A 12,826-nucleotide genomic window follows, 5' to 3' on the forward strand; every position below is an offset into this window, starting at 1 on the left:
CAAAAGTGCAGAGGTCTTTCTAACCCTATTTAGAAAGACCTCTGCATTCTTTTATTTATCTCAATTTACTTTTAAAGATTTGGGTTAAGGTATAAGGGTCTTTTGCTGTCATGATAGAAGACATTACCGCAATACCCTTCGCTCCTGTTTTAATAGTTTTCTGTGCATTTTCTGGTGTAATGCCCCCTAATGCAATAATAGGTATTGTAGTCTCTCGTCTCATCTCTTCTATAAACCTTAAACCTCTAGGTTTTACTCCTTTTTTACAGTCAGTTTCAAATACATGGCCTGCTAATAAATAGCCAGCCCCTTGCTTTTCTGCTAAGATTCCTTCCTCTACACTGTGGACAGATACCCCTAAAAATCCTTCAAAAGAAGGTTTTGTTTCCATAAATTCTTGAAAGCCCGTATGATATCCTTCTGCGTTTATCTCTTTCGCCACCGTTAGATTGCGATTAACGATGAGTGCAGTGTTGGTGTCCTGCGTGATCTTTTTGATCTCCGCGGCCAATGGCAGCAATTCTTTATAGGTTAGGTCCTTCTCTCTTAAAATAATGGCATCTACTCCGCCTCGGACAGCTTCTTTAATAACCCTAACTAGACCTCCTGATGAAACTAATTTCCTATTGGTGATGAAATAAAGCATTTATTCATCCTCTCTCAATATATTTAAGTTTTTTCCCTCCATAATTTTGTTCATATTTCTCATGGAACACATTTTACCACACATTGTACAGCTATCCTCATGCTCCGGCATAGATTCTTTTCTATATCTTCGTGGCTTCTCAGGATCAATTGCCAGCTCAAACATCCTTTCCCAGTTTAACTGTTGTCTTGCTGTACTCATTTGATGATCCCATTCTCTAGCACCCTTAATGTTTTTGGCTATATCCCCTGCATGAGCAGCAATTCTAGAAGCAATAATTCCCTCCTTCATGTCCTCTAAGTTAGGAAGTCTTAGATGTTCTGCTGGGGTAACATAGCAGAGGAAATCTGCACCATGGCTGGCTGCAATGGCTCCTCCAATAGCGCTTGTAATATGGTCATAGCCTGGCGCTACATCCGTAACAATAGGTCCCAGTACATAAAAAGGTGCTCCATGGCAAAGCTTTTTCTCAAGAGTCATGTTTGCAGCAATTTCATTGATGGCCATATGCCCTGGGCCCTCGATGATTACCTGTACATTTCTCTCCCAAGCCTTTAAAGTCAACTCTCCTAAAATCATCAACTCTTTAATTTGGCTGGCATCAGTAGCATCATGGATACTGCCAGGTCTGCAGGCATCCCCAAGACTTAAGGTTAAGTCATATTTTTCGCAGATATCTAATAATCTATCATAGTATTGGAAAAAAGGATTCTCCTGCTGATTTAGCTCCATCCAGGCATACATTAAGGAGCCTCCCCTTGAAACAATATTGGTAAGTCTCTTATTTCTCTTAAAAACCTCTGCCGTCTCTTTATTGATGCCTGCATGAATCGTCACAAAGTCTACCCCATCTTCAGCATGCTTTTCTACTACCTCTAAGAACTCCTCTGCAGTAATGTCACTTAGCTCCTTATTATAAAAACCTAAGGCATCATAGACAGGTACTGTTCCAATCATAGCAGGTGACATTTCTACAAGTCTTTTTCTAAATTCCTCTGTTTTTCCAAAGGAGCTTAAGTCCATGATGGCTTCTGCCTTCATATCCAATGCTGTTTGCACCTTTTCTAATTCCGCTTCAATATTAGGACAGTCCTTGGATACACCTAAATTTACATTGATCTTAGTTCTTAAACCTTCTCCCACACCTTCAGGATCTAAAGATGTATGATTTTTATTAGCAGGAATAACTACCTTTCCTTGAGCTACAAGCTCTCTTAAGGTTTCTATCGCCATCCCTTCCTTGCTGGCTACAATCTCCATCTGTTTCGTAATGATCCCTTTTTTCGCCGCATCCATTTGTGTTGTATAAGTCATTTTTATTCATCTCCCTTAAAAGTAATTTTTTTATCTTTTTATAAATGCATCCAATTTTTATAAATTGGCTGATATCCTTTTTCTAAAATAGCTCTTTTTACTTCCTCTACACTTCTTGTATCACTGATCTCAAACTGACTATCTCCCTTAGAAACATCACTATGCCCCCCCACCTCTGTAGAAACCCCAGCAGACATCTTGGTAACTCCTAGCGGAATCAGATGATCGCGAAACTCTCTACGCTCTCTCGTAGACATGGTAATACCCACATAAGGTAAAAAGATCTTTAATGCCAACATAATTTGCACCAGGTCTCTATCTCTTACTAAGGAAATATCTTCAAAAGACCCTTCATGGGGCCTGATGCGTGGCAAAGATACACTTACTTCTACATCGGTATATGTATTTTGAAGATAGCTGCTATGAATTCCTGTGAAAAAAGCTTCTTTTCTCCAATGGTTCAAACCCAACAAAGCACCAATATTCACACACCGCATTTTTGCTCTACAGGCCCGCTCAGGCGCCTCTAATCTAAAGGAGTAGTTTTTCTTAGGTCCTGATAAATGAACGCGGTCATAAACCTCTTTGTCATAGGTTTCTTGATAAATGGTTAAGCCGTCTACCCCTACCTCAATCACCTGACGATATTCTTCTTCCGTTAAAGGATAAATCTCTATGGAAATAGAATCAAAATATTTTTTTAGTACCTTAACAGCTTCCATAATATAAGCTACGGGTGTTTCTTTTTTGGATTCCCCTGTTAAAACTAAAATATGTTTTAATCCAGTGGCAGCGATGCTTTTAGCCTCTTCTTCGATTTGCTCTATTGTGAGTTTTCCTCTTCTGATATCATTATCTATATTGTAGCTGCAGTAGCTACACCGATTTACGCAATAGTTGCCTAGATACATAGGCGTATATAATAATACGGCTTTTCCAAAATGCTGCAGGGACAACTGATGGGCTTTTTGGGCCATTTCTTCTAAACAATCTGAAGCAGCAGGAGATAGTAGTGCTAAAAATTCATAGTCACTAATCCTATTCTTATGAATGACCTTATATACGTCTTCCTTTGTGATCTCTTGGAAAAAACCCTCAAAATCAAAATCCATATACTGACTGCAGTAGTTTTCAAAACTCATGATCGATCACCTTCATTTAAAAAGCCTGTAAGAGGTGAAGAAGCTTGCGCCCACCGTTTTTCCGGTGCCAGTTTAGAGAGATAAGCCAGTCTTCCAGCTTTTACTGCTAAGGAAAAAGCCTCCGCCATTTTTATAGGGTCTTCAGCGGTAGCAATAGCGGTGTTAACTAAGACGGCTTCCGCCCCCATCTCCATCGCCGCTGCTGCTTCGGAAGGTCTTCCAATCCCTGCGTCTACAATAATTGGCAAGTCAATTTCTTCTATCAGAATTTCTATTAATTCTTTTGTTCGAATCCCACGGTTCGTTCCAATTGGGGAACCTAATGGCATAACGGCTGCAGCACCAGCTTCCACCATTCTTTTTGCCGCCATCAAATCAGGGCTCATGTAGGGTAGGACGATAAATCCTTCCTTTGCCAAAATTTCTGTAGCTTTGATGGTTTCCTGATTATCCGGCAATAGATATTTATTGTCGGATATTACTTCAATTTTAATCCAATTACCGCAACCCATAGCTCTAGCTAGCTTAGCGATCCTAACAGCTTCCTCTGCATTTCTTGCTCCTGAAGTGTTGGGTAAAAGAATACAGTTCTTTGGAATGTATTCGAGAATATTTTCCTCTCCACCATCAAGGTCCACTCTTCTTAGGGCCATGGTCACTACCTGTGTCCCACAATTTTTTATCACCTCTGGCATTATCTTATTATTGGAAAACTTACCTGTACCAATAAAAAGCCTATTCTCCAAAGAAACCCCGCCAATTGTTAAAGCATCCATCTTATCATCTCCTCATTAAACTTCTCTTTCTTCTAAAATCAATCTTAAAACCATATTCGCCTGGTGATTGGCTGCTATCGCTACCCTGGGTGCCATCAAACCACAACCTGGTTTTGCTTCAGAAATCTCATCCCCCACTAAATAAAGGTTGCGCATCACTTTTTTTGTTTGAACTGTGTTGCTGGAAAAATACCCCGCCATGCCAGAAGCAGCTACAATAGGTTTTTGTGGAAGCTTTTCTAATGCCGTATTCACCAGCTCCGCTTTACAAAGAGGATTATCAAAGGCTTCTACAATAATGTCTACCTCTTTAAAACAATTTTCTATGTTTCCTGCATCAAGAAAAAGATTTTTTACCTCTACCTCTACAAAAGGATTGATCAGTGAGATAAGCTCTTTCATAGCCTCCGTCTTCAACATCCCTATATGTTTTACAAAGTACTGCTGTCTGTTTAAGTTACTGGGTTCCACTACATCAAAATCTATCAGCACCAGTTTTCCTATACCTATTCTCGCTAGCGATATGGCTATATTAGAACCCAACCCTCCCAATCCTGCAATACCTACGGCAGCCTTTTTTACCTTTTCATGTACACCTGGGGTATGTCTAGCCACCAAAAGAGTTTCCAACTCCTCATGACTGGGCATTTCCCCCTTTTTAATTAAAGTCACCCTATCCCCTGCTTGCAATACCCCATCTTCCTTGATAATAAAACCGTTTAGGATTACAACATCAGCATCTTTTTTCATTCGATCCCTTATTTCAAAAGCTGTTAAACCCTCTTCTACCGTAAGAGACCCTTCATTTAAAAATATCTTCATCTTCACCCGCCTCCAACAAAGCTTACAATCTCTACTTGATCCCCTCCATTCAAAATGGTTTCCGTATATTGTTCTTTTGCCACAATTTCATAATTCACTTCTACCACCACACGATCCTTATGTAGATGAAGCTTTTCTAATAGTTCTACAATAGTGATGCCTTCCGGTAAATCCATCTCCTTGCCGTTAATGATCATTATTTTCCCTCCTTAGCATTTAATAAAATAAAAAAGAAGCTTACCCAATAGGGAAGCTTCTTTAGAAAATTTAAGTTGCACAAATAATCTAAGTCTTATAAATTGCTTTCCTACGGTAGTACTAACTACATCAGGTTCAAGGGTTAGGATATTTCCTTCTCAGCCCGAGGGCACCCCTAGCGAAATTATTTAATTATTAGTTCCATTATAGAATAATATCGTTTTTTTGTAAAGATGGTAAAAAAATACTTTCTACAAAGTTTTTATTGCTTTTCACCAACAACTCATGTTAAAATGATGATTATTAATTTTATAAATATTGCTGAAATCGAATGAAGGTAGCGGAATATTTTCCTATAGACCGTTATTGGACGAGCCTCTGGAGAGACTCTAAGGAGCACCGAAGGGGAAAGCCTTTTTTTAGGTGAAACTCTCAGGTAAAAGGACAGGGGATTTTAATTGTTAGAAAAGAGATCATTGTCTTTGTTCTGTCTATACAATGGCATTTTCTTGCATTTAAAATCCTTGTTTCCAGAGACTAGATAATTATATTTGGTCTTTTGTCTTTTTTTGAAGCAAAAAATTTTACTATTTTAACAAAGGAGTGATAAATAAAATGAAGGCATTTATTAGTGTAATAGGTGAAGATAAAATTGGCATCATTCACGGGGTGACCTCCGTATTGAAGAAAAACAGTGTAAATGTTTTAGACATCAATCAAACGCTGCTTCAAAATAATTTTGCTATGGTGATGTTGGTGGATCTTGAGAAAATGACCATTGACTTTAAACAGCTTAAAGAAGATTTAGCTGTTGCTGGCGAAGAAATAGGCGTTGCTATTAAAATTCAGCATGAAGATATCTTCAATACCATGCATAATATCTAAAAAAGTTAGGGGTTGAATTGAATGATTAATTTTCACAACATCATGGAAACCATCAAAATGATTGAAAAGGAAAAATTGGATATCAGAACCATTACGATGGGGATTTCTCTTTTGGATTGCTGTGACACCTCCGGTGAACAAGCAAGAAGAAAAATTTACGATAAAATTACAAGATATGCGGAAAATCTGGTAAAAGTAGGAGAGGAAATCGAAACAGAATACGGTATTCCTATTATTAATAAGAGAATTTCTGTTACACCTATGGCTTTGGTGGCTCAAGCAAGCGAAGATACAAGCTATGTAGCCTTTGCAGAGGTATTGGATCGAGCAGCAGCCACTGTAGGTGTTAACTTTATTGGAGGATTTTCAGCTTTAGTTCAAAAAGGATACTCCAGAGGCGATAAAATCCTTATCGAATCTATTCCTGAAGCTTTAGCAGTAACAGAGAAAGTATGTTCTTCCGTCAATGTTGGCTGTACCAAGACCGGTATCAACATGGATGCTGTTAAGGATATGGGAAGAATCATAAAGCAAGCTGCTTACCTCACAAAAGAGAGAGATAGTATCGGCTGTGCTAAGCTAGTGGTCTTTGCTAATGCAGTAGAAGACAATCCCTTTATGGCGGGGGCCTTCCATGGTGTAGGCGAGGGCGAATGTGTTGTCAGTGTTGGAATAAGCGGCCCAGGCGTTGTGAAGTGTGCTTTAGAAGCTGTAAAGGGACAGAGCTTCGATGTTATGGCTGAAACCATCAAAAAAACTGCCTTCAAAATTACAAGGACTGGCCAATTGGTTGCTAATGAAGCTGCTTCTAGGCTTGGTGTTCCCTTTGGTATTGTAGATTTATCCCTTGCACCTACCCCTGCTATAGGAGATAGCGTGGCAAGAATCTTAGAGGAAATGGGCTTAGAAAGCTGTGGCTGTCATGGAACAACCGCTGCCTTAGCACTTTTAAATGACGCTGTGAAAAAGGGCGGCATCATGGCTTCTTCCCATGTAGGCGGTCTTAGCGGGGCATTTATTCCTGTTAGTGAAGACGAGGGCATGATTGCTGCTGTGAAGGCCGGCTCTCTTAACCTTGAAAAGCTAGAAGCTATGACATGTGTTTGTTCTGTAGGTTTAGATATGGTGGCAATTCCCGGCGATACTCCGGCGTCTACAATAGCTGCTATTATCGCTGATGAAGCTGCTATCGGCGTCATCAATAATAAAACCACAGGCGTGAGGATTATTCCTGTTCATGGCAAGACAGTTGGAGATGAGGCAGAGTTTGGTGGATTATTGGGTACAGCACCTATTATGGCTGTAAGCAAGTTTTCCAGCGATGCCTTCATTCAACGTGGAGGTAGGGTCCCTGCTCCTGTCCACAGTTTTAAGAACTAATAATTTTAACAAAAAAGACTATATAATCCCTTAGAAGGCTATATAGTCTTTTTTCATGGGAAGATTTCTATACCCCACTGTTATTTTTTTCTAGCTCAGTACAGAGCCGTCAGACTGCGTGAGGAATAAAGTTAGTTTTTATACAGTCTGCCGTCCTACTGTGCTGTCTCCAGCATAACTTTTCCTTCCTTCAAAGCAATCTTGATATGATCTCCCTCTACAAACTTGTTTTGTAAATAATCTTCAGCAATTTCATCTTCAATATACTTCTGAATTGTCCTTCGCAAAGGTCTCGCACCATATTTTTCATCATAACCCTTTTCTAAGATAAATGCCTTTACTTCCTCAGTAACCTCTAATGTCATATCTTTTTCCTTTACTTCTTCTAGTACTTCCTTCAGCATTAAATCTATGATCTTGTAAAGTTCCTCCTTATTAAGCTTAGTAAATACAATCGTCTCATCTATTCTATTTAGAAACTCTGGTCTAAAGGTCTCTCTTAGGGCTTCTTTTATGCGACCTTCTAAGACTTCATAATGATCTTTTCCAAAACCGATACCTGTGGATTTTAGTTGTGTTCCTACATTAGAAGTCATAATAATAACAGCATTTTCAAAATAAACAGTGCGTCCTTGGCTATCCGTTAGTCTACCATCTTCAAGAATTTGTAATAATAGATTGAACACATCAGGATGGGCTTTTTCCATTTCATCTAGAAGAATAACAGAATAAGGTTTTCTTCTTACTTTTTCTGTCAATTGTCCCCCTTGATCGTAGCCTACATAGCCTGGAGGTGCACCGATTAACTTAGAAACCGTGTGCTTTTCCATATACTCAGACATATCCATACGAATCATCGCTTCTTCACTGCCAAAAAGTTCTTCCGCCAAAGCCCTTACTACTTCTGTTTTTCCTACCCCTGTAGGTCCTACAAAAATGAAGGAAGAGGGCTTCTTCTTTTTCCTAAAGCCTGAACGATTACGGCGTATAGTCCTAGCAAGACTTTTGATGGCTTCCTTTTGTCCTATAATACGCTGATGTAAGTGGTCCTCTAGTTTTAGGAGTTTTTGAGCTTCTTTTTCTGTGATTTTCTGCACAGGTATTTTGGTCCAAGCTTCTATGACAAAGGCAACATCCTCCTCTGTAATCTGTATATCCTCGCAAGCTTCTTCAAGAAGCTTTATCTTGTCCAGCAATCTGCATTCCTCTACTTTATATTCTGCAGCCTTTTCATAATTACTTCCTTCTGCTGCTAGTTCTCTTTTATACTGCATATTTCTGTAGGCTTCTCTTAAAGCTTCTAATTCTACTAAACCTTGGTTCTTTAAATTGGCCCTAGAACCCGCTTCGTCAATAACATCAATGGCCTTATCCGGCAGATATCTATCTGTAATGTATCTTTCTGATAACTTTGCCGCCGCTTCTATCACCTTATCAGATATTTTTACTTTGTGATATTCTTCATAATAGCCTCTTATACCCTTTAAAATTTCAATTGTTTCTTCTATTGTAGGTTCTTCTACAATTACCGGTTGAAATCTCCTCTCTAAAGCAGTATCCTTTTCGATATGCTTTCTATACTCTTCAAGGGTAGTGGCACCAATAATTTGTATTTCTCCCTTTGCCAGAGCTGGTTTCAAAATGTTGGCAGCATTCATCACGCCTCCATGAACTTCGCCGGCCCCCATAATATTGTGGACTTCATCAATCACTAAGATAATATTTCCACAGTCCTGCGCTTCCTTGATAATGGCTTTCATACGACCTTCAAATTGGCCTCGAAACTGTGTTCCTGCTACGATAGCAGTCAAATCCAGAAGATACACTTCCACGTTAAACAATTTTGCTGGAACCTGTTTTTCTATAATACGAAGAGCCAATCCTTCTGCTATAGCGGTTTTTCCTACACCGGGTTCTCCTACCAGTATAGGATTATTCTTTGTTCTTCTATTTAGAATCTGAACCACCCGATCTATTTCTCTATGTCTTCCAACCACTCTATCAACTTCATTATTTTTAGCCTTCTCTGTTAAATTGGTTCCATACATCTCCAAATTCTTTTTTTTGCGTTTGCTTTTTTTCTTTTTAGTGTCCTCCTCCGCATAATCAGAAGCCCTAGAAGTGTAATGGGTGTCATCTTCACCTAAAGAAGAATCATTATTAAATAAGTTCATAAGAGAAGGATGATTTTCTAACCCTCCCATATCCATCTCTTCCTCTTCAAAGGTATCAGCAATATCTTCTGTAAGATTTTCAATCTCTTCCTCCGTCATACCAGTTTGCTGCATCAGCTGATCTACAACTGGTAGCCCCATTTTTTTAGCGCAGGGTATACAAATCCCCTTCATCTCCGATTTTCCATTTTCAAACTTTGTTGCAAAAACAACCGCTGTATTTTTATTACAAATAGAACATTTCTTCATAGATCTCATCTCCATATTTCTATATAATTATTATAGGGTTTAAGTACAATTCAACCTAAAACCAACATTCTTCCATTTTGTAGATACCCAACTCCAGCTCTGAATAAAAACAGGTGCTAATTTTTTGAAACTGTTTCATGTATTTGATTTTTTTCGAAACGCTTAGAAAAATTTCCTACCTATACATCATTTCACACTATTATATCATTTTTTTGCCTTTAAGAAAAAACAAGTCGTAGAAATCTAAAACAACTGTTATTATTTGATAATTCCTGTGAAATTATAGATTGTAAAGTTATTTATAATTTATACTTTTTTTTCTAAAATCCTGCAAAAATAATTAAATTTTATCTTCTACTAACTGATGGTATTATTATGCTATAATAACATACATACTATATAATATGTTATAATAACAATGAGACTTAACTCAGTGGGAGTTTTTACTCCCACTGAATTGTAGCCGAATTTACTTCTAGGATGTGATGCTTGATCTCTCACTTGCATAAGTAGATAACCCAAGCCTTTGATTTGGTGTTAGTCACTTAGTTTGTCCATCTAGAGGTGGGAGTCTTAGCAAATACACCACAGGATAAATTAAAAATTTGTATATGGGAGGGATCCTATGAATAAGAATGTAGATATCGATTGGAGTAAACTAGCTTTTAATTACATCAAAACAGACCTTCGCTATATCTCTAGATGGAAGGATGGTCAATGGGATGAAGGGAAATTAGTGGAAGATAATCAGCTTACGATAAGCGAAGCTTCTACTGCCCTTCACTATGGGCAACAGTGCTTTGAAGGATTAAAAGCCTATAGCACAAAGGATGGGGGTATTCAGCTTTTTAGACCTGACGAAAATGCTAAGCGCATGAACAGCAGCTGCAGACGTGTTTTAATGCCCGAAGTGCCAGTAGAAAAATTCATTGATGCATGTGTTCAAGTAGTTAAAGCAAATGCAGCTTACGTACCACCTTACGGCACTGGCGCAACCCTTTACTTAAGACCCTTTGTGATTGGTGTTGGGGATAATGTTGGTGTAAAACCTGCACCAGAATACATATTCTGTGTATTTTGTGTTCCTGTGGGCCCCTACTTTAAAGGCGGACTAGCCCCTGTAAACTTTATTGTTTCTGAATATGACAGAGCAGCACCTTATGGTACAGGCGGCGCAAAGGTTGGAGGCAACTATGCTGCTAGCCTTTATCCCCATGAAATAGCAGTAGAAAAGGGTTTTGCAGATTGTATCTACCTAGACCCAGCTACCCACACGAAAATCGAAGAGGTCGGTGCAGCAAATTTCTTTGGTATTACAAAAGATAATAAATTTATCACACCAAAATCCCCCTCTATTTTACCTAGCATCACAAAATACTCTCTGATGCACATAGCGAAGGAATATCTCGACATGGAGGTAGAGGAAAGAGATGTATTGGTGGATGCTCTGGATGAATTTAAGGAGGCTGGTGCCTGCGGAACTGCTGCTGTAATTACCCCTATCGGCGGTATTCAATATAAAGAAAAGCTTCATGTTTTTCACAGCGAAACTGAAGTTGGCCCTGTAACTAAGAAACTCTATGATACCCTTTATGGTATTCAATTTGGAGATGTACAATCACCTGAAGGATGGATTGTAAAGGTAAAATAAAGATTCCTATAAGGAAAGCAGATGCTCTATAGCCTTTAGAAGCATCTGCTTTCCTTTAAGTTTTTATTAAGCTTTATTATTTTCAACAAGTTTTCGAGCCATCAATACCCCCATAACCGATGCCATCATGAGCCCTCTTGTCCAGCCACTGGAATCTCCTAGACAGTATAAACCTTTAATGTTGGTTTGAAAATTTTCATCTATGTTAATCTTGTTGCTGTAAAACTTAATTTCGGGGCCATAGAGCAATGTTTCCCTGCTGGCAAATCCTGGAACAACAATATCCATTGCTTTGATGAAATTTAATATGTTTAATAATGGTCTGTAGGGAATGGCAGAAGCTAAATCTCCAGCAACAGCATCCGGTAGCGTAGGTCTTACATTCGATTGCTGTAATTCATGCTGCCAAGTCCTCTTACCATCTAAAATATCACCATATCTTTGTACCAAAATTTTACCATTCCCCAGCATATTTACCAGTTCTGCCACCTTCTTGCCATATTGTATCGGTTGATTGAAGGGATGAGAAAAATTATGGGAACTCAATATCGCTAAATTGGTATTCGTAGACTTTCTATCTTTGTAGGAATGTCCATTTACAATAGCTAAGTCATTATCATAATTTTCTTGGCTGACAAAACCTCCAGGATTTTGACAGAAAGTTCTAACCTTATTTTTAAAAGGAGCTGGATAGCCGATTAATTTTGATTCATAAAGCACATCATTGACTTTTTCCATGATTTCGTTTCTTACCTCTACTCGGACACCTATATCCACTGTACCAGCACTATGATTGATATCATGCTTTAAGCACATATCCTGAAGCCAATCCGCTCCTTTTCGTCCTGTCGCTACGATAATTGCATCCGCTAATAAAGTTTCTTCTTTTACCTTTGTCTTTGCATCCACTACAATAACTGCTTTTGTCCTTCCCTCTTCTATCACAAAATCCTTCACCATCGTGTGAAACCGAATCTCTACACCAGCCTCCAAAAGCGTATTCTGCAGCTTTAGATATATCTCTTGCGCTTTTTCTGTACCTAAATGTCTGATAGGACAATCTACTAATTTCAATCCTGCTTCTATTGCTTTCTTTCTAATCTCCTTTACTTCACCAGCGTTTTCTATTCCTTCCACTTTTGTATCCGCCCCATACGCAAGATAGATGCTATCAGTATAATTAATAAACTTCTGGGCTTCTTCAGCCCCTACCTTATCTGGCAAGTCTCCTCCCACTTCGTAGCTTAAAGATAGTTTGCCATCAGAAAAGGCTCCAGCTCCAGAAAAACCTGTTGTTATATCACAGTAAGGTTTACAATAGACACAGCTTTTAGTCTCTTCCTTCGGACAGTGTCGCTTATCTATAGGTCTGCCCTTTTCAAGCATCAAAATTTTCTTAGAGGATTTTTGTCTCACCAACTCTAAGGCAGTAAAAATTCCAGATGGACCCGCTCCCACAATAACTACATCATACTTCAATATCATCAGCTCCCTATAAAATAAAATGAAACTTAATTCATAAGTAGGTGGCCATAAGTAGATAACCCAAATCTTTGATTTGGTGTTAGTCACTTAGTTTTTTCATCTAG

At 38.7% G+C, this 12,826-nt stretch carries 11 protein-coding genes and 2 riboswitches; of the genes, 3 read left to right on the top strand and 8 right to left on the bottom strand.

Features of this window, described 5'->3' with window-relative positions; genetic code table 11:
• Window positions 1-55: 55 nt before the first annotated feature.
• Genes BJL90_RS04585 through thiS form a run of 6 tightly spaced genes read right to left on the bottom strand, consistent with a single transcriptional unit; the run spans window position 56 to window position 4,897 of the window.
• A complete protein-coding gene (locus tag BJL90_RS04585) occupies window positions 56-646 on the bottom strand; it encodes a thiamine phosphate synthase (RefSeq protein WP_070964666.1) in 591 nt (196 codons plus the stop codon).
• Window positions 647-1,960 (bottom strand): phosphomethylpyrimidine synthase ThiC, encoded by a 1,314-nt coding sequence (gene thiC / locus BJL90_RS04590; RefSeq protein WP_070964669.1) that lies wholly within the window; start codon window positions 1,958-1,960, stop codon window positions 647-649. It abuts the gene before it with no gap.
• A gap of 38 nt (window positions 1,961-1,998) precedes the next feature.
• On the bottom strand, window positions 1,999-3,102 hold the full coding sequence (gene thiH, locus BJL90_RS04595; protein ID WP_070964670.1) for a 2-iminoacetate synthase ThiH: 1,104 nt from the start codon (window positions 3,100-3,102) through the stop codon (window positions 1,999-2,001).
• Window positions 3,099-3,878, bottom strand: a complete 780-nt coding sequence (locus BJL90_RS04600) for a thiazole synthase (RefSeq protein WP_070964672.1) — start codon at window positions 3,876-3,878, stop codon at window positions 3,099-3,101. Before BJL90_RS04600 ends, thiH begins: the two co-directional genes overlap by 4 nt.
• Before the next feature lie 15 nt (window positions 3,879-3,893).
• Complete coding sequence (thiF, locus tag BJL90_RS04605) at window positions 3,894-4,700, bottom strand: sulfur carrier protein ThiS adenylyltransferase ThiF (RefSeq protein ID WP_070964675.1); 807 nt, start codon at window positions 4,698-4,700, stop codon at window positions 3,894-3,896.
• A gap of 2 nt (window positions 4,701-4,702) precedes the next feature.
• Window positions 4,703-4,897 (bottom strand): sulfur carrier protein ThiS, encoded by a 195-nt coding sequence (thiS, locus tag BJL90_RS04610; RefSeq protein ID WP_205684272.1) that lies wholly within the window; start codon window positions 4,895-4,897, stop codon window positions 4,703-4,705.
• A gap of 90 nt (window positions 4,898-4,987) precedes the next feature.
• Window positions 4,988-5,085, bottom strand: a riboswitch (TPP riboswitch).
• A gap of 181 nt (window positions 5,086-5,266) precedes the next feature.
• A riboswitch (glycine riboswitch) is annotated at window positions 5,267-5,356 on the top strand.
• 157 nt (window positions 5,357-5,513) lie between these two features.
• Between thiS and BJL90_RS04615 the strand changes: the two genes are divergently transcribed.
• Together BJL90_RS04615 and BJL90_RS04620 are read left to right on the top strand one after the other, a co-directional pair.
• A complete protein-coding gene (locus BJL90_RS04615; RefSeq protein ID WP_070964680.1) occupies window positions 5,514-5,783 on the top strand; it encodes an ACT domain-containing protein in 270 nt (89 codons plus the stop codon).
• Window positions 5,784-5,804: 21 nt separating this feature from the next.
• Window positions 5,805-7,163 (top strand): PFL family protein, encoded by a 1,359-nt coding sequence (locus tag BJL90_RS04620; protein WP_070964683.1) that lies wholly within the window; start codon window positions 5,805-5,807, stop codon window positions 7,161-7,163.
• A 155-nt stretch (window positions 7,164-7,318) separates the two neighbouring features.
• Here the strand turns inward: BJL90_RS04620 and BJL90_RS04625 are convergent, their stop codons facing one another.
• Window positions 7,319-9,586 (bottom strand): ATP-dependent Clp protease ATP-binding subunit, encoded by a 2,268-nt coding sequence (locus BJL90_RS04625; RefSeq protein WP_070964686.1) that lies wholly within the window; start codon window positions 9,584-9,586, stop codon window positions 7,319-7,321.
• 625 nt (window positions 9,587-10,211) lie between these two features.
• On the opposite strand from BJL90_RS04625, the gene BJL90_RS04630 reads away from it, so the two are divergent.
• On the top strand, window positions 10,212-11,237 hold the full coding sequence (locus BJL90_RS04630; protein ID WP_070964688.1) for a branched-chain amino acid aminotransferase: 1,026 nt from the start codon (window positions 10,212-10,214) through the stop codon (window positions 11,235-11,237).
• A 66-nt stretch (window positions 11,238-11,303) separates the two neighbouring features.
• Here the strand turns inward: BJL90_RS04630 and BJL90_RS04635 are convergent, their stop codons facing one another.
• Window positions 11,304-12,722, bottom strand: a complete 1,419-nt coding sequence (locus BJL90_RS04635) for an NAD(P)/FAD-dependent oxidoreductase (protein WP_472235167.1) — start codon at window positions 12,720-12,722, stop codon at window positions 11,304-11,306.
• Between the last annotated feature and the right edge of the window lie 104 nt (window positions 12,723-12,826).

The organism is Clostridium formicaceticum (genome assembly GCF_001854185.1).
Taxonomy (GTDB): Bacteria; Bacillota; Clostridia; order Peptostreptococcales; family Natronincolaceae; genus Andreesenella; species Andreesenella formicacetica.